Below are 16,797 nucleotides of genomic sequence, written 5' to 3'. Positions count from 1 at the left end.
TCAAAATAAGATGATATTAAAAGCTGTTTAATGATAAAAACCCACTTTATTAAAATGGTACCATTCCTCTATTTCCTGAGGATTTTTAATATTTAGTAACAAGAGAATTTCTCTAGCAAATTCTAAGGCTGCTGTCCCATTTGCTGTCACAATACCACCATCACTGACTGCCTGTTCTTCTACATAAAAGTCTTCTCCGCGATAATGAGGAGCCTGCTTTTTCATAAATTCAAGGCTATTGCCAGTGTGCTTAACATGGTCTAAATAGCCATTTTCAGCTAAAAAATTGGTAGCGGCACAAATAGCAGCAACTGATATTTGGTGGCGAATCGCATAATCTACTACAGGTAAGATTTCAGTATTTCTCCCTGCCAACCAACTGTCCCCACCAAGGATAATTAGCAGTTTAAATTCCTTAGGATAGTTGGAAATATCATAGTCAGGAAGCACGCAAAAACCACCCATGGATTTTTTAGGCTGCTTGTCTAAACTAATGGTTTTAATCTGAAAGGGACTGTCCTGCCTATTTAATTCCGAGCAAACATAAGCTGGTTCCCAGTCTGCATAACCATCAAATACATAAACAAGAATTTCATTTTTCATTATCCTACCTACTTTCTCTTTTATCACCTATTAGTATAACCTAAAAAAGATGACAACCTTATGACACCTTTTATAGAATGATTTAATTTTGTCCAATTTTTTCTCAACTAACTGCTGCAATTCAATTGGTGCAAGAACGCTGACCTTTGTTAGTAATTGAAAGACTAAATCACAAGCCATAGCTAAATTTGACGTATAAAAAGTAATCATGCCTTCTTTTTCAGAAGCAGCCAGTATAGAAGCATCCATCACTTTGGTTATAGCAAAGGCATCCTCAGGATGATAAGTTAAAACAACCTTGTCATAACCTTCAACAGGTTCTAAAGAAAAATCAGAATAAGCAATGCTCTTTAATGTTAAAGCTGGATAAGGACGTCCTGTAAATTTTTCTTCTAGCAAGATTAAAGATACCATACGCCGCAGTTTAAAAAGACGAAAAGCCTGTCGTTTATGACAAAAGGCATGCAGATACCAGGCTGAATCTTTAAAAACTAATTGATAGGGCTCAATTTTACGCCTCCTTCTGCCAGAACTTGAAATATAATCCAATAAAACACAAATTCTTTCTTCAATAGCCTTTTGCAGTATTTCAATTTTCTTTTGAATAAGGCTGTCAGCATACCAAGAAGAAAAATTGATATCATAATCTGCTAAAGGATTACTCTTCCCTTCAGGCAGAAGTTTTGCTATCAAGGCAATCAATTCTGGCTGCTGCTTAATGCTTTGCAAGCCCTTTAAAGCAGAGTAAAGATTTTTAGTATCTGCTTTTGATAAGATACGCTTGTCTATTTGATAGTTTTTCATCAGCGAAAGTCCACCGCTGCGACCAGCATAAGAAACAATGGGAATTCCTGCTTGATTAAGGCTTTCTAAATCTCGATAAATAGTCCGTTTGGACACCTCAAATTTTTCTGCTAGTTCTTTAGCTGTTATCCTATTTCTATCTGAAAGTAGGGATAAAATAGCCAACCATCTTTCTAATTTCATTTTCCTCTATTGCTCTTAAAAATGATAAAAGAGAGACTTTATGATGCGAAAATCAATTTTTCCTTATCAAAAGTCATCTTCAAACGATAACTCTGCTCGTCTATTTGTTCCAAATAGCCTAAAAGTACTAAGGCTTGCACAAAAATATCAGGGCGTTTCTGTTTGACCATAGCCTTACGACCAAATTTCAAGAGAAAAGTGGTCATGTACTTGAGGGCATACTCCTGATTGACATCGCCCAACAAATGGTAGAGCGGCTCTTGTTCTCTTGAGAGAGACAGATTCCCGCTGAGTTTAAAAAAGTAGTTGAACAGAGTTAAGGAATCCCTGCTAATATCTGTTTTCTCAATGATGAGTGCCGCATTTGTCTGGTTAGACAAATAAGTCTCAAAAGTTAAGGCTAACAGATCTTGATAAATAGATGACTGGTCATCTACAAAAATCTGACTATCCAGTGTCAAACCATCAAGGGTCTCTAACAGTTTAAAAGCATTATCATAACGCTTATTTTTGCGTAAAATGTAACCCGCTTGGACATAATCTTCGATAGAGCGCTCTAAATTCTTAATATCAGCAAAATCCTTCTTAATCTGCCGCAAAGTGACATCATCATGTATCTGCAAATAGTTGATAAGTTTTATGAAAAATGGCTGACGCGTTAATTTGCTACCATTATAAATTTTAATCATGAAAATATTATAGCAAAAATTCGGTCTTCTAGACTAAATTTCCATAAAAGTAGGGCTAATTAAGGTAGGAAAACAACAAATAGTCTCTTCACATTTTTTATAAGAAATAAAGATTAGAATAATAGTGCATTGATTCATCTATAATGTACTCCAAAAAAGTTTACAAAGAAAAAAGACAGCTCTCACCGTCTTTCATTTAAATTTTTTACCCATTAAAACTTTCTGTCAATTGCGGTACAACTTGTTTCTTACGAGAAACGGCACCTACTAAGAAAGCATGGTTATTTTCAAGTTTAAAGTTAAAGGCTGCTTCTACTTTATCTGTGTTATTGCCTAAGGCCAAAATTTCTGAGTTTGAATTTAAAATATCAGTAATCATCAAGACAAAATCAGAGTATCCATTAGCTGCTTGTGAGGCTTTAATAGCTTCTTCAATTTCAGTTTGACGTTCCAAAACTTCATCGATATCAACCGTATTGACTTGAGCTACACGTACTTGATTGCCATTGAGTTCAAATGTTTTCGCATCAATATCAACGAGTTCCGCAGCCGTTTTACTTGCTAAATTAGTACCAGCCTTAAGCATAGCCAAACCATATTCTTGCAAGTCAACACCAGCAATTTTAGCTAAATCTTCTGCCACAGCTGGATCAGAGGCATGAGTTGTTGGGGATTTCAAAAGAAGTGTATCTGAAATCAAACCTGACAGCATCAATCCTGCAATTTTCTTAGGAATAGCAACACCATTTTCTTTGTAAAGTCGATAAACGATTGATGAAGCAGAACCAACTGGTTCTAGACGCATATAAAGAGGATTTGCTGTTTCAAAATTAGCGACACGATGGTGATCCACAACTTCAACAACTTCAACGTCGCGGATATCTGCGATAGATTGCTGAAATTCATTATGATCTGTTAAGATGACTTGTTTGGCACCTTCTGCTTGAGCTGATTTAACAACAGGCGGTGCTTGAACACCAAAATAGTCAAGTACAAAAGCTGTCTCCTCATTTGGCTTTCCTAAAGCTACTGCTTGAGCATCTACGCCAAGTTGACGTTTCAAATATGCATAAGCCATTGATGAACCGATTGCATCTGAATCGGGATTTTGATGGCCAAAACTAAAATTTTAGACATAACAATTACCTCTTTTCTTCCTCTCATTTTATCAAATTTGATTTCATTAGGCAAAGGGACCTTACTTAAACTGAAAAGGATTACCAGTATAAGCGGCCCACTTTTTACTTAAAAAGCGATTATTGATCTTATAAGCTGGTTTGGGCTGTTTCTTAGATAAGAAAGGATTGACCTCTTTATCAAAAGCCAGCCAACCATTCCAACCAAGATGAATGGTATCCTGCATAAAATAAGGCTGATCACCATTTTTTGATAAATCAGCAATGTTATCAAAACCTTGACTTTGTAACTGATATTTTATTTTTTCCACCGTCTTTTGATACATATCTTGGCTTAGACCTGTATATTTAACCCATTTGATATTAACCGGCGGAATAACAAATATGACTTTAGTCTTTGACTTTGCTAATTGTGTTAACGCCAACTGGAGATCATTGTATTCTGGAGACTGCAAATAAGACAGTTGCTTTTGAAAGCCTTTGAGTCTTTTCAATTGTCCTTTAATGCGTTTTTTGTAAAAACGATCATTAATTTCAAAACGATTTGTCTTTGTTAACCTTTGACCATTTCGGCTAGCAATTCGACTTAAAGTTTCATAAGAAAAGTGCTTAGGCAATTTTTTGACATGCGGCAATACGCGACGTTCATAATTATTACTAAAAGTCAGACTTCCAAATAAAGCGTCCTCTTTTTTCAAGAAGCTCTTAATAAGGCGCAGGCTTGCCCTATCAAAGCTATTTAAGGTCTTGCCAGCCGCAATTTTTTTTATCATACCTTGCAAATTCGAACTCGGTTTAATGTCTAATAAACGTTGAGCTGCATGACGGTCTGCTGCACTTCCTGTTTGATTTAAGAGAAAGTCAGCTAACTGTTCAGAGCTAAAATACTGCTGAAAAGCGATAGGACTTGTTCCCTTTGGAGTGAACCACTGAGGAGAAATAACATAGACAGCCTTTTTATTTTTAATCTGATTACCAACTTGCTGCATGCCAAAATAATGTGACAAAGAGGTTGACCCTTTTTGTCCCAGTAAATAGGGACGATAAGAACGATTATAACGCTCTGCTAAAACAGATGGATGCATACTATCAATACGTTGCCACTCACTAGAACCAAAAAAAAGGACAAAGAGGTGCCTTTTGTCTGACAATGCACGTATTTTTTTATTAGTACTTTTAAAACTACTAGGTGATAAAGCTACAGCATCGTTTTTTCTTCAGTATAATCATGACTTAAATGTTTAGCTGGATAGAACATAATTAAAGAAAAACCAAAACTAGGGCACAAAAAACTGGTCCCAAAATCAACCATAACCGCTTAAGCATTTCGTAACTCCGTTATACCCTCAATAATTTTATTGGCTGTATTCCAATCATCACGACCAAATTCAGAAACAGGAACAGTGATATCAAAACGATTTTCCAATTCAACAATTAATTCAACGGTTCCCATGCTATCTAAAACACCTGCATCAAATAGATCTTCATCCATCATATCTGATACATCTTCCATAAAAAGCTCATCAATAATTTCTAAAACCTCTGATTTTATATCCATTGTAAATACTCCTTTTATTTCTTCGGTAATTGATCTGCAAACCACAAGTCATTTAAAAATCCTGAAAAAATCAAAAATGATAACATGACAACATTGAAGGTAATAACAATACCTAATGCTCTTGTCCAGCCATTTTCTGGCAACAGTGATAAATGCTTTGCTTTTCTCTCTTTGTTCAGTCTTTTCTTTTTGCGAAGCCAAGCGTCGTTGAGTACTAAACCAACACCATGAAATAGACCATAGGTAATATAGTACCAAGTTACGCCATGCCAAAATCCCATAATCAGCATATTCACAATATAAGCAACACTTGATGTAACATTGCGATTTTTGAAGACCTTATTTTTTACTAAAACTTTGACAAGACGCATAAAAACAAAGTCCCTAAACCAAAAAGACAAACTCATATGCCAGCGATTCCAAAATTCCTTCAAATCTTGCGACTTAAACGGTTGGTTAAAGTTAGTTGGACTCTTGATTCCCATAAAGTTAGAGATAGCTATAGCAAACATTGAATAACCAGCAAAGTCAAAAAATAAGTCTAGGCCATAAACATACATGACTCCTAAAGTCGGCCAATTGAACCAACCGCCCTTTTGAAGAGCCATTTCTTTCAAACCCGGTAAAATCATTGTTCCCAATATTTGCGCTAAAATAAACTTATAGAAAAAACCAAGCATGATATAGTGAACAGATTGCTCCAACATATCTAACAATTCATCTCTATCAGGAATCTTCTTGTAATCATCATTAAATCTTCTGAAACGATCAATAGGACCACTTGAAAAAGTAGGCATAAACAGCATAAAACGGATAAATTCCCAAAATGTAAATGACGTGAGAACACCGTCTCGCATTTCCATAATCATACCTACTGAACGAAAGGTCAGATAGGATATACCCAAAAAACCAAATAATGATTGCTGATTTGTCCAAATCGCAGGAGTAACCTTTACCAAAGATAAGGGTAAGATAGACATAAAGACATGAAGATAAAAAATCCACTTATTATCTCGTGATTTTCTATAAAATTTATAACTATAGACACAGAAAATTTGCCAAACGATATAGAAAAGCAAGGCAAAGATTTGATGTGACTTTTCACCTGTCAACATTAAAACAATAAAATTAAACTGACAAGAGCTTCATAAAGCGGAAAGCGTTTCTTAAAAAAGAGGCCTGTAAAAATTGGTAAGACAGCCAAAATAATATAGAAAAATATTGAGGATTTCCGTAAGCTTCTAAGTGAGGAAGATTCTTGAAAAATCAATCATTTTTTGTTTACCTCACTCATCAGACCTTTAATATCAATTTTACCATTAGGTGTTAAAGGTAAATCTTTACAGTACAAAAACTTAGAAGGCATCATGTAGGCCATCATAACATCTTGCAAATCAGCCTTAATAGCCTTGGTAATGTCAAGCGCTCTCTCAAATTGCTCTTCTATACCATCTTTTAAGACAACATAAGCCACAAGATTTTGTACTTTATGTTCTTTATTATAACGCGGAACAGCCACAGCAGATGCGATATATTGCGATTTGTTAAGATTTTGAGAGACTTCTTCCAACTCAATACGATAGCCATTGAATTTAATCTGAAAATCCATACGACCGCCATAGAGCAAGAGACCTTCATCTGTCATACTTCCTAAATCACCAGTATGATAAGCTGGCAAACCTTCAAATTCAAAGAAAGCTGCTGCTGTTCGTTCAGGATTATTGAGATACCCCTTAGAGACTGCCGGACCGGAAACAATAATCTCTCCTTGCTGACCATTTGCCAGTTTATGACCTGACTCATCAATAATAAAAGTTGGCGAATCTGGTTTTGTATAGCCAATCGGCAGACGCCTGCATGTCTCAAGCATTTCATCAGTGACAGCTAAAGCTGATAAAGCAACAGTTGCTTCTGTTGGTCCATAAGCGTTGACAATTCTTGCTTGCGGAAAACGTTGACGCAATTTTTTAGCCGTCTTAACCGTCAACTCTTCTCCGTCAAAATAGAAATGAGTTAAATGAGGCAATTGCTGTGCATTAAAGTCATCTGACAGCATAGCCATATCAACAAAGGAAGGTGTTGATGTCCACACACCAATGGGTAATTGGTTAATAGTTGTAAATAATTGTTTGAAATCTGCGGTTATTTCTTTAGGAAGAGCAAAAAGGGTTCCGCCTAAAGCCAATGTTGGTGCCCAATACATCACTGACAAATCAAAAGAGTAAGGCGGCTGTGCCAGCATTTGCGGCCTATGAGGTATTGCAAAAGCTTCTGCACTAATCATCCAATTAGTAAAACTAAGCAGATTGTTATGTGAAATCTGTACTCCTTTAGGTTTACCAGTTGTCCCTGAGGTAAAGATAATGTAGTAAGTATCATCTCCCTTAACCGCATGATCAATTTGATAAGATACCTTTTGCTTAAAAATCTCTTCTAATTGACCATACTGAATTACTGGGATTTGAAGATTGTCAATTGGGAAATCACTAATAGCAATAATTAAACTTGGTTCTGCTACCTCTAAAATAGCTTCAATACGCTCCAGTGCTGAATGATGATCGATCGGAATATAGGCATGCCCTGATTTGGTCAGTCCAACAAAACTAGCCAACATAGCATATTCCTGTCCGCCAAAGACAATTACTGGCGATTTTTCCGGTAAGCCTAACCGATCAAGATAGGCAGCAAACGAATCAGAATCCGCTTTTAGTCCTCCATAGGTATGGATTTCTCCTAAAACATTATAAACCGGAAATTCTGCCTGTTCTTGAGCAAATTCTTCAATTGTTGCAATCATATCTTTTATTTTTTATTAGCCATTGTTACTTCCTAAAATTCGTTGTAGATAAATTCACCCTGACCTTGACCAAGGTAACTAAAAAATAGAGTAAAATTAAAAATATAACGGAATAAAATAAAGTTTGTAATAAAAATTTATAGAGCGTCCTTCGTTTTTTCATCTTAATTTATCAAACAGCCTCCTTATTCAGATTGCCATACTTTATTTAAATATATCTTAAAATAATTCAATAACAAAATCCATTATATCAAAAATATGCTATAAAGATAGGAAAATTGTTATTTTTTGATAAAAAATTGTTAATGGCAGTTCGCTTGGCTTCAATAATTATCTCTCAATACACTGTCTATGCTTTTTCTAATCACAATTTAAAAGAAAAACTTGAAGCAGCTCTTTCTAAAAAGCAAGTTTCAAGCATTTTATTAGATTTGTTTGGAAATCTATTTCATCTATGATTGGTTTTTTATCAACCTTAGAATTAGAAAGTCGACACACGCAAGCCATTGACTTTGTTGTTTCATTGCTAAAATTGGAGCTTATAAGCTCCAATTTTGCCAGTATTGTTATCAAAAGTATCGATACTGTGACACAGCGGCAACTAGCAGGTAGCCCATCGCTTTTATTTTGTAGACGATGTGTCTAAGGCGATAAAGTTACCCTAAATGAACACGTACTTTGCGCTGTAGTGAGTAAGAACTACTTATAGTTCAGTTCTGTCACGAGGGATTGAAGAAGCTTAAGCTCGCTAAAATAGAATGGAGACCCTTTAATTCCTAATTCCTAAAATAACCCACTGAACTATTTACCTCGTCCTCATTACTTAAGGAAAGCCATAAAAAGAATTATTCGTTTCCAAACAAGCTTATTATTTAATTGGATAAGCTGACTGACTTATTAACATCATCAAACTTGAAAAAGCAGAACACCATAATAAACTTTCACTTCTTCTATTCTTTAATGATTAATCCTCTTTTTATACTCTTCATAGGTTTCCGTATGCATTAACTTTTTAGCATTGCGCACACGATCTGGAGTTGGCGGTTTAACACCTTCCAAAGGATAAGGAATCCCTAATTCATGCCATTTGAATTCACCCATTGTATGATAAGGAAGAATTTCAAACCGTTGAACATTCTTCAGTGTTTTGACATACTCACCCAACTTGATCAAATCTTCATCCCGATCAGTCAGACCAGGGACTAAGACATGGCGGATCCAAACAGGCTTTCCAATATCAGATAAATAACGCGCACAGGCTAAAATAGTTTTATTGCTATGACCAGTGACAATTTTATGTTGGTCAGGATTAATCTCCTTAATATCTAACAATACTAAATCAGTGACAGCCATTAATTTTTCATATTTTTCAAGATATTTTGGTGTGTTTCTAAACGTCAGAGCACAGGTGTCCAAGGTCGTATGAATTCCCTTTTCTTTTGCTAAAGAAAAGAGGGCAATTAAAAAATCCATCTGGAGCGTTGCTTCACCACCAGAAACAGTAATGCCTCCTGTATCTCCCCAAAAGTCTTTAAAGCGTAAAGCTTCTTTAAAGACATCACCTGCAGTTCTTTCTGTTGCTCTTTCATTCTTCATTGCCCAAGTATCGGGATTGTGGCAATATTGACAACGCATTTGGCAACCTTGCATAAAAACAACAAAGCGTATACCAGGTCCATCTACAGATCCAAAAGACTCTGTAGAATTAACAAGTCCTATTACTTTTTCGTAGTCAACTTTTTCTGTCATGATTTTTCTTTCCTGTAAACGTTTTTCTGTCTTTATTATAACACTTTAAAAGTAAAAAGACTAACATTATGTTTAGTCTTTTTCATCTTCTTTTTCTTCAGCCTCTGAAACGAGAATCTTCAATTTTGTAATCCGACCATCCTTAACCTTGTCATTAATCAGCTCAAGATGCTTGCCATTACTTTCTACTTCAAAGTGTTCTTTTTCATCTTGACTTGGAATTGTTCCGACACCGGTAAGATAAAAGCCTGCAATTGTATCAACGTCATCACTCTCAAGGTCAGTTTCAAAGTACTCATTAAAATCATTAAGTGTCATTGTTCCCAAAACAATGTAGGTATTATTTGCAATTTCACGGACAGAAATAGCTGTTTTGTCTGTCTCGTCATCAATTTCACCAACAATTTCTTCTAATAAATCTTCTAAGGTGACAAGACCTGCCACACCACCATATTCATCAAGCAGAATGGCCATCTGATTTTGGGTGTTTTTTAAGGCAGTCAAAAGGTCATTTACGACAATAGTTTCTGGTACAAAAAGCGGCTCTTGCAAAATGCGGCGAAGATTAATGTGATTAAAACCTTCCTTAAAACCAGCATTCAATAAATTTTTAGTATGAATGATTCCAATAATCTTATCTTTATCATCATCGTAAACAGGAATTCGCGAAAATCTTTCATTGAGAATGGCTTGGATAATATCACTAGAATCATCATTAATATCCACCATAAAGGCATCTGTACGAGGAACCATCACTTCACGTGCCATTAATTCATCTAGTGAAAAGACACCTTGCAGCATTTCAATTTCATCAGCATCTAGGGTTTCTTCACTGTTTGTCAACATGTATTCAATTTCATCACGGGTCATTTTCTCATCGGCATCATCAAAGGTCATAGGAGTGAGGCGACTTAATAGATTTGTTGAAGCTGAAAGCAGCCAAACAAAAGGGCTAACCACTTTTCCGAGAAAAATAATAACAGGTGCTGATAGCACAGCTAAATTTTCCTTGAGATTCATAGCAATACGTTTAGGATACAACTCTCCCAAAACAATAGAAATATAGGTCAAAAAAGCTAAGGAAATAAGACTGCCCGCCGTTCTGGCAGTAGCTGAATTGCCAAACCAAACAGCAATTTCACGACCTAAAGAGTCTGCTAAACTCGCTCCAGACAAAAGGGTAATGAGAGTAATACCAACCTGAATGGTTGATAGAAAATTATTAGGATTTTCCAAAACTTTTAGCAGACGGATATACTTTTTTTCGCCCTCTTCAGCCTTTTGTTCAACGCGTGCACGATTAAGAGATACAAGAGCCATTTCAGTAGCTGAGAAAAAAGCATTGCAAAGCGTTAAAATCAGTAATAATAAAAATTGTAAGATCAAGGACTGGCTACCGGGGTCTTCCATTTAGTTATTTCTCCTAAAATTAATATAGTTAGTCTATTATAACACAATTTTATTTTCTTGTGGTAATCATAAACACCTACAAGAAATTTAATAATTTCTTTAACGATAGCATAAGCTGGCACAGCGACTAACATACCAACCAAGCCAGCAATATTACCGCCTAAAACCAAGAGAACCATTATCGTTAAAGGATGAATTTTCATGGTACTCCCTACAACACGTGGGTAGACAATATTCCCATCAATTTGCTGCAAGGTCATAATATAAATAATAGCAATAATCATCTTCTTAGGATCACTGACCACATAAGCTAAAACAACTGGTGTCAAGCCTAAGTAAGGCCCAACATAAGGAATAACATTAGTAATCCCAGCAACTAATGCAAATAAGAAAGCATACTGGACACCCATAATCTGATAGCCAATTAAAGCAAAATCAAAGATGAAAGCAGCATCAATAGCTACACCACTAATATAACGAGAAATGGTTTTGTTCATTTGATTCAGTAATTGACTAATATTATGCCTATCATTTTTTAGTATCGTACGATCTAACATAGGCATTAAACCATCTTTATCCTTGAGGAGATAAAAAAGAATAACAGGTGTAAGAACCAGAATCATCACCGTATTTGTAATCATATAAACAATACTTGAGACACTGACTGTCACGCTATCCAAAACATTTGTCAAAATATCAACATAAGATAAATTGAACTGTTTTAAAAGAGCAGGGATATCAATATTTTTAAAGGCAGGATTGCTTTTCCATTCATTGAATAAGTCCTGCAAGCCCACATAAATATTTTGGCTGGCTGAAATAAGATCCGTTAACTGATTAATCAAATTGGGAATAAGACTGGTAATAGAAAAAACCAATAGAGAAATTAAAACAGCAAAAATAATGACAATTCCCCAAATACGCTTGATTTTAAAACGATTTTCTAAAAAAGTAACAATAGGGTTAGTAATATAATAAAGAAAACCTCCCAATAAAAAAGGAAGAAAGAACGTTTTAACAACACTGAAAAAAGGATTAAAGATACTTCCCATTTGCCGCCAAATAAAGAGAATCAAAGTGACCAGTAAAATTTCTACTGTCCAAAAAACAATTTACTACTCTTAAACATGATCCCTCCTTTTGCGCTTATTTTAACATATTTTTATGTTATAATAAATAACAAGTAAGCAACAAAGAGGTAAAAAATGGCACTCATTTCCATGAAAAATGTGACCGTAAAGAAACAAGGCAAAACCTTGCTCAACAATCTTAATTGGAAAGTCAATAAAGGAGAAAATTGGGTTATTCTAGGTCTTAACGGTTCTGGAAAAACTACTCTTTTAAAACTTATTATGGCGGAGTATTGGTCAACACAAGGACAGGTTGAAGTTCTCAATACTAGGTTTGGTCAGGGGGATATTCCCAATATGCGGACTAAAATCGGTGTCGTGGGCTCTTTTATTGCTGAGCGACTCCCTGCTAATATGTTGGCTGAAAAGATCGTGCTAACTGGTAAATACAAATCAAGCATGCTCTACAAGGAATACGGCGAAACAGAACTTAATGAAGCACGCCAAATGCTTACTGTCATCGGCGAAAAACACCTGCTTGGTCATATCTATGGCAGCCTCTCACAAGGTGAAAAACAACTCCTCCTTATTGCACGCAGCCTTATGGAAAAGCCTGAAATCATCATTTTAGATGAAGCAACCAGCGGACTAGATCTTTTTGCCCGTGAAAAATTGCTAACACAAGTTGAAAAGATTTCCGAGTTACCACATGCTCCAACTATCCTTTATGTCACCCACCATGCTGAAGAAATTACTGATAAAATGAGCCACATTCTCCTGCTTCGTAGAGGTGAAATCGTGGCTCAAGGTCCTAAAAAAGATATTATTACACCTCAAGTTCTTGAAAATTTCTATGAAAGTCCTGTCAACATTATTTCAATTGATGATAAACGCTTTTTTATTAAACCACAGGCCTAAATAAAAAATCTTGGCTAATTGATTGAACTGCACCCAAAAGTTAACTTTTGGGTGCAGTTCAGATTGTCTCAGCCTCTTTTGATTTACTAACGACCACGCGCTAAGTTTATCATATCATAGGTTAGAGTATTGCTGGTTTCTTTAAGAGAGTAATCCTCAAGAATATTAACTTCATTGCGCAGACGTTTAGCATAGCGACTTGAAATCAATTCATTTTGTTCGTATTCAGCTATGATCTTTCGTTCAAGATAATACCCCCTTAGCATTTCATCAACATTATCAGGTGTCAGATGAGTAATGACCCGTTCAACAAAAGCACCTGACTGAATAATTTCAGCTTCCTGCAGACGGTTGCGTTTCAGATATGCAAGTAATTCTGAATGGTAGACACCTTCTAGATTGCTTAATGCCTCTAAAATTTGCTCCGTATTAGTCAAATAAACTTCTACAATATGATCGCGGTTTGCCTCTGTCAAACGCAGTTTTTCACGGTAGTCTTTGACCTTACGAAAACTATCTCTAAAGGTCAAGATGAAATGAAAAGCACGACGAAGTCCTCGAATAGAAACCACAAAGGCATAAGACAAACTCGAAACAAGGCTTCTGTTAATTCGGCGTTCCAAACCTTTAAGATAGCGCTGATAGATGCGGTATTCCTTATTAGAAATCTGATTTTGCCTGTAAGCATACTCTAAACCTTCGCTTTCAATTTCCATCATCATAAGGCGAATGTTAGCCAGCTCTTCTTTGATGGCATTAGACTCTTGTTCTAAGATCAAGTTTTCCAAACGTTGGTTGTAGTTATCAATTGTAGCATAAATGGCTCCGGGTTGCTCTGTTTGTATCAAATCTTTTCCCAATTCACTGACAACATCGTTCAAAATGGCAATTTGCATATAAGGATTGGTTGAAGCAGCCGGACTGCCAGCTAATTTAGGCAAAACAAGAATCCCTATCAAAAAGCTGAGTAAGGTCACACCTGCGACGGTAAAAAGCAAAAGACTGTGTTCCAACTCAGTCATATTGGCAATGGGAAGCAGCAGGATTGTTGCAATAGAGACTGTTCCTTTAACTCCAGAAAAGGTAAGCAGCAAACTGCTTTTCAGAACACGAGCAAAAGGACGATCAGTGCGCCATGCTCGCAGAGCAAAGACTGTCCCAATCATAACAAAACGGATAGAAAACATGGCCGCAGTCAAGAGAACCACAACAAGGAGCATCCAAAGATTACTGTAAGCCGTACTCTGCAAAACGGGTTTAGCCAGAGTTGGAATCTCTGTTCCCAAAAGCAAAAAGACCATGCCATTAAGTACAAAAGCAATAGTGCGCCAAATAGTATAGGAGACACTGTCCAAACGGGCATCAAAGACCGTAATTTTCTTGAAACGGCTGGCCTGTGAAACCCCTGCAACAACAACTGCAATAATACCAGAAGCATGAATCTCTTCTGCTATAAAATAAGAAACAAAGGGCAGAACCAACTCTAAAAGCAGGGCTCCAGTCACATCGGCCGCATCGACATTATCCAAGATAGACAGAAAGAGACGGTTAAAAAGTGCCGCAATAAGACCAATAAAAAAACCGCCGACTACAGACACCAGCAGATCTAGGCTGGCAGCTGCCAACGAAAAAGCACCTGTAGTCAAGGCTGTTACTGTAACTTGAAAGGCAACTAAACCCGATGCATCATTAAGCAGTCCTTCTCCTTGAAGGATATAGCTAATCCATTTAGGAAAGCTGAAGCGCTTTGAAATAGCTGAATATGCCACTAAGTCCGTTGGCCCTAGCGCAGCACCAATGGCTAAACAGGCCGATAAAGGAACAACAACTGGTAAAACAGAGTGCGCTAAGAAACCCATGACTATGGTGCTGACAAAAATTACTGGAAAAATCAAGAAAAGAATAAGTTTCCAGTTTCGTAAGATGCTGGTAATATCACTCTCCTCTCCTTCACGAAAAAGCAAGGGAGCAATGACAAAGGCTAGGAAGATTTCCGTATTCAATTCAAAGGCTATTCCCTTAAACCAGATACTGATAGCCAAGCCAAAAAGAATCTGGATAAGAGGTAGGGGCAAACGCGGAAAAATGCGATTCAGCACATTGGACAAAATGAGACTAAAAAGTAAAACAATAAACAGGGTTGATAGATGCATGACGCCTCCTAACTTTTTTGATTGCGGCAGCTAGAATAAAGCATTCTTTGTTTGCTTATTTTCTTATCAATAGCTGTGCAGTCTTCCCTTTCAAGAAGTCTGTGGCAGCGCTCCACCTCCAAATTGGCTAATTTTTTTTGATCTTAGCCGTTTTGCGTGATTCTACTTTTTCATCAAGATGGTTTGAATCTTGTCTGTCAATATATTTGGCTTGCATTCTAGCCAATTTTTCTTCTATATCTAAAATCATTTCAGTTTCTCCAACATCACCAAAAATGGTGGGGTATTTATTTGATTTAAAGGTTGATAAAGCATGACTGTAAAATGCTGTTGATCTAGCTCTTTAACAAAGTTCAGAACCGCATCTTTTTCCCTATCGCCACCCTCATGACCATAATATACCATAATTGCCAAACGACCGCCAATTTCTAATCTCTCTAAAATCTTTTTCATAGCTGCCAGGGTTGTAGCAGGCTGAGTAATGACTGACTTGTCTGCCGAAGGCAGATAACCTAAATTAAAAATAGCTGCACGGATAGGTTCAGTCACATATTTATTAATAGTTTGATGTCCATCTAAAATAAGTTGGACATTTTTAATATTTAATTGTTCCAGTTTTTCTCTCGTCTTGATTAAGGCCTGTTCCTGTACATCAAAAGCGTAGACTTTCTTAGCAAGATGAGACAAAAAAACAGTATCATTTCCGTTGCCCATAGTCGCATCAATGGCTGTACTGTTTTTATCCAAAACTTGGGACAAAAAATCATGGGAGAGTTCAATGGGACGTTTGATCATATATTCACCTCCAGCTTACAACCTTGATAAGCATTACGCCTTTCCATTTCCCTATCAATGCTATTTAAAACTTCCCACTTGTTAAGGCTCCACATCGGTCCAATCAACATATCACGCGGTGCATCACCTGTCAGACGATGAATGACAATGTTTCTAGGGATAATTTCTAATTGGTCACAGATAATGTTGACATATTCTTCCATACTCAGCAGATGTAAGCGTCCCTCATGATAATCACGTTGCATACGCGTATTGGTCATGAGATGCAGAAGATGGAGTTTAATGCCATCAATGTCATTATCTGTCACACAACGGCGAACATTTTCCAGCATCATCTCATGGCTTTCACCCGGTAAACCATTGATGAGATGGGAAACAATTTCAACCTTTGGCGCCAAATCTCTTACGCGTTTAACAGTTTCTACATAAAGTTGATAAGAATGAGCACGATTAATTAACTTGGACGTTTTTTCATAGGTTGTCTGTAAGCCTAACTCCAAGGTCACATGCAAACGTTGGGATAGCTCCGCTAGGTAAAGGATAGTCTCATCAGGCAAACAGTCCGGTCTTGTTCCAATATTGATACCAATAACACCTGGTTCATTGACAGCCTGCTCATAGCGCTCCCGAATGACCTCAACCTTGTCATGGGTATTGGTAAAATTTTGAAAATAAACAAGGTATTTCCTGACATCCGGCCATTTGCGATGCATGAAATCAATTTCCTTGTAAAATTGGTCCCGAATAGGAGCTTCTGGCGCCACAATAGCATCACCAGAACCTGAAACTGTACAAAAAGTACAGCCACCATGAGCCACAGTTCCATCACGGTTTGGGCAGTCAAAGCCAGCATCAATGGGAACCTTAAAAGTCTTTTCGCCAAAAATACGACGGTAATAGTCATTTAATGTATTATAACGTTTATTCATAAG

Annotated in this window: 13 protein-coding genes and 5 pseudogenes; 2 read left to right on the top strand and 16 right to left on the bottom strand. The window is 36.6% G+C overall.

Annotated elements, in window-relative coordinates:
• Nucleotides 1-27: 27 nt before the first annotated feature.
• The 9 genes and pseudogenes from SRT_RS02405 to SRT_RS02365 all read right to left on the bottom strand — a co-directional run bounded on the left by SRT_RS02405 (nucleotide 28) and on the right by SRT_RS02365 (nucleotide 7,933).
• Entirely contained in the window at nucleotides 28-603 is a 576-nt protein-coding gene (locus SRT_RS02405; protein WP_128832911.1) for a type 1 glutamine amidotransferase family protein, read from the bottom strand.
• A gap of 30 nt (nucleotides 604-633) precedes the next feature.
• Entirely contained in the window at nucleotides 634-1,590 is a 957-nt protein-coding gene (locus SRT_RS02400) for a helix-turn-helix transcriptional regulator (RefSeq protein WP_128832910.1), read from the bottom strand.
• A 38-nt stretch (nucleotides 1,591-1,628) separates the two neighbouring features.
• On the bottom strand, nucleotides 1,629-2,279 hold the full coding sequence (locus SRT_RS02395) for a DUF1803 domain-containing protein (protein ID WP_128832909.1): 651 nt from the start codon (nucleotides 2,277-2,279) through the stop codon (nucleotides 1,629-1,631).
• A 205-nt stretch (nucleotides 2,280-2,484) separates the two neighbouring features.
• A pseudogene (locus tag SRT_RS02390) lies at nucleotides 2,485-3,416 on the bottom strand (manganese-dependent inorganic pyrophosphatase).
• A gap of 61 nt (nucleotides 3,417-3,477) precedes the next feature.
• Nucleotides 3,478-4,741 (bottom strand): annotated as a pseudogene (dltD, locus tag SRT_RS02385) (D-alanyl-lipoteichoic acid biosynthesis protein DltD).
• Complete coding sequence (gene dltC / locus SRT_RS02380) at nucleotides 4,734-4,973, bottom strand: D-alanine--poly(phosphoribitol) ligase subunit DltC (RefSeq protein ID WP_128832908.1); 240 nt, start codon at nucleotides 4,971-4,973, stop codon at nucleotides 4,734-4,736. Before dltC ends, dltD begins: the two are co-directional and overlap by 8 nt.
• A gap of 14 nt (nucleotides 4,974-4,987) precedes the next feature.
• Nucleotides 4,988-6,239: pseudogene (gene dltB, locus SRT_RS02375) on the bottom strand (D-alanyl-lipoteichoic acid biosynthesis protein DltB); the annotation flags it as partial.
• A gap of 4 nt (nucleotides 6,240-6,243) precedes the next feature.
• Nucleotides 6,244-7,770: a D-alanine--poly(phosphoribitol) ligase subunit DltA gene (dltA, locus tag SRT_RS02370; RefSeq protein ID WP_128832907.1), complete on the bottom strand. Its 1,527-nt coding sequence runs from the start codon at nucleotides 7,768-7,770 to the stop codon at nucleotides 6,244-6,246.
• Nucleotides 7,771-7,802: 32 nt separating this feature from the next.
• A pseudogene (locus tag SRT_RS02365) lies at nucleotides 7,803-7,933 on the bottom strand (teichoic acid D-Ala incorporation-associated protein DltX).
• 115 nt (nucleotides 7,934-8,048) lie between these two features.
• On the opposite strand from SRT_RS02365, the gene SRT_RS10320 reads away from it, so the two are divergent.
• Nucleotides 8,049-8,228, top strand: coding sequence for a hypothetical protein (locus SRT_RS10320; RefSeq protein WP_161940012.1), 180 nt, complete (start codon nucleotides 8,049-8,051; stop codon nucleotides 8,226-8,228).
• Between the two features lie 499 nt (nucleotides 8,229-8,727).
• Here SRT_RS10320 and pflA read toward each other — a convergent pair whose 3' ends face one another.
• The 3 genes and pseudogenes from pflA to SRT_RS02350 form a co-directional block, all read right to left on the bottom strand.
• Nucleotides 8,728-9,519 (bottom strand): pyruvate formate-lyase-activating protein, encoded by a 792-nt coding sequence (gene pflA, locus SRT_RS02360; protein WP_128832906.1) that lies wholly within the window; start codon nucleotides 9,517-9,519, stop codon nucleotides 8,728-8,730.
• 72 nt (nucleotides 9,520-9,591) lie between these two features.
• Nucleotides 9,592-10,929, bottom strand: coding sequence for a hemolysin family protein (locus tag SRT_RS02355; RefSeq protein ID WP_128832905.1), 1,338 nt, complete (start codon nucleotides 10,927-10,929; stop codon nucleotides 9,592-9,594).
• Nucleotides 10,902-12,058: pseudogene (locus tag SRT_RS02350) on the bottom strand (AI-2E family transporter). The gene SRT_RS02355 and the pseudogene SRT_RS02350 overlap by 28 nt, the downstream one beginning before the upstream one ends.
• 76 nt (nucleotides 12,059-12,134) lie before the next feature.
• On the opposite strand from SRT_RS02350, the gene SRT_RS02345 reads away from it, so the two are divergent.
• The gene (locus SRT_RS02345; RefSeq protein WP_128832903.1) at nucleotides 12,135-12,917 is read left to right on the top strand and encodes an ABC transporter ATP-binding protein; all 783 of its coding nucleotides are present in this window, start codon (nucleotides 12,135-12,137) and stop codon (nucleotides 12,915-12,917) included.
• 86 nt (nucleotides 12,918-13,003) lie between these two features.
• Here SRT_RS02345 and SRT_RS02340 read toward each other — a convergent pair whose 3' ends face one another.
• From SRT_RS02340 to mnmL, 4 genes are all read right to left on the bottom strand, one after another.
• Nucleotides 13,004-15,070 carry a cation:proton antiporter gene (locus SRT_RS02340; protein ID WP_128832902.1) on the bottom strand — a complete coding sequence of 689 codons (2,067 nt, stop codon included), beginning with the start codon at nucleotides 15,068-15,070 and terminating at the stop codon, nucleotides 13,004-13,006.
• 127 nt (nucleotides 15,071-15,197) lie between these two features.
• On the bottom strand, nucleotides 15,198-15,320 hold the full coding sequence (locus SRT_RS11150; RefSeq protein WP_256376017.1) for a hypothetical protein: 123 nt from the start codon (nucleotides 15,318-15,320) through the stop codon (nucleotides 15,198-15,200).
• The gene (gene mnmM, locus SRT_RS02330) at nucleotides 15,317-15,865 is read right to left on the bottom strand and encodes a tRNA 5-(aminomethyl)-2-thiouridylate-methyltransferase MnmM (protein WP_128832901.1); all 549 of its coding nucleotides are present in this window, start codon (nucleotides 15,863-15,865) and stop codon (nucleotides 15,317-15,319) included. Before mnmM ends, SRT_RS11150 begins: the two co-directional genes overlap by 4 nt.
• Nucleotides 15,862-16,794, bottom strand: coding sequence for a tRNA modification radical SAM protein MnmL/YtqA (mnmL, locus tag SRT_RS02325; RefSeq protein ID WP_128832900.1), 933 nt, complete (start codon nucleotides 16,792-16,794; stop codon nucleotides 15,862-15,864). The genes mnmM and mnmL overlap by 4 nt, the downstream gene beginning before the upstream one ends.
• Between the last annotated feature and the right edge of the window lie 3 nt (nucleotides 16,795-16,797).

This window comes from Streptococcus troglodytae (assembly GCF_002355215.1).
GTDB lineage: Bacteria > Bacillota > Bacilli > Lactobacillales > Streptococcaceae > Streptococcus > Streptococcus troglodytae.
Note: the sequence above shows the minus strand (reverse complement) of the source record. Positions and strands in the feature narration are given on the sequence as shown.

Coding starts and splice junctions, on each gene's coding strand:
- SRT_RS02405 (WP_128832911.1), bottom strand. CDS start 603: ATGAAAAATGAAATTCTTGTTTATGTATTTGATGGTTATGCAGACTGG.
- SRT_RS02400 (WP_128832910.1), bottom strand. CDS start 1,590: ATGAAATTAGAAAGATGGTTGGCTATTTTATCCCTACTTTCAGATAGA.
- SRT_RS02395 (WP_128832909.1), bottom strand. CDS start 2,279: ATGATTAAAATTTATAATGGTAGCAAATTAACGCGTCAGCCATTTTTC.
- dltC (WP_128832908.1), bottom strand. CDS start 4,973: ATGGATATAAAATCAGAGGTTTTAGAAATTATTGATGAGCTTTTTATG.
- dltA (WP_128832907.1), bottom strand. CDS start 7,770: ATGATTGCAACAATTGAAGAATTTGCTCAAGAACAGGCAGAATTTCCG.
- pflA (WP_128832906.1), bottom strand. CDS start 9,519: ATGACAGAAAAAGTTGACTACGAAAAAGTAATAGGACTTGTTAATTCT.
- SRT_RS02355 (WP_128832905.1), bottom strand. CDS start 10,929: ATGGAAGACCCCGGTAGCCAGTCCTTGATCTTACAATTTTTATTATTA.
- SRT_RS02345 (WP_128832903.1), top strand. CDS start 12,135: ATGGCACTCATTTCCATGAAAAATGTGACCGTAAAGAAACAAGGCAAA.
- SRT_RS02340 (WP_128832902.1), bottom strand. CDS start 15,070: ATGCATCTATCAACCCTGTTTATTGTTTTACTTTTTAGTCTCATTTTG.
- SRT_RS11150 (WP_256376017.1), bottom strand. CDS start 15,320: ATGATTTTAGATATAGAAGAAAAATTGGCTAGAATGCAAGCCAAATAT.
- mnmM (WP_128832901.1), bottom strand. CDS start 15,865: ATGATCAAACGTCCCATTGAACTCTCCCATGATTTTTTGTCCCAAGTT.
- mnmL (WP_128832900.1), bottom strand. CDS start 16,794: ATGAATAAACGTTATAATACATTAAATGACTATTACCGTCGTATTTTT.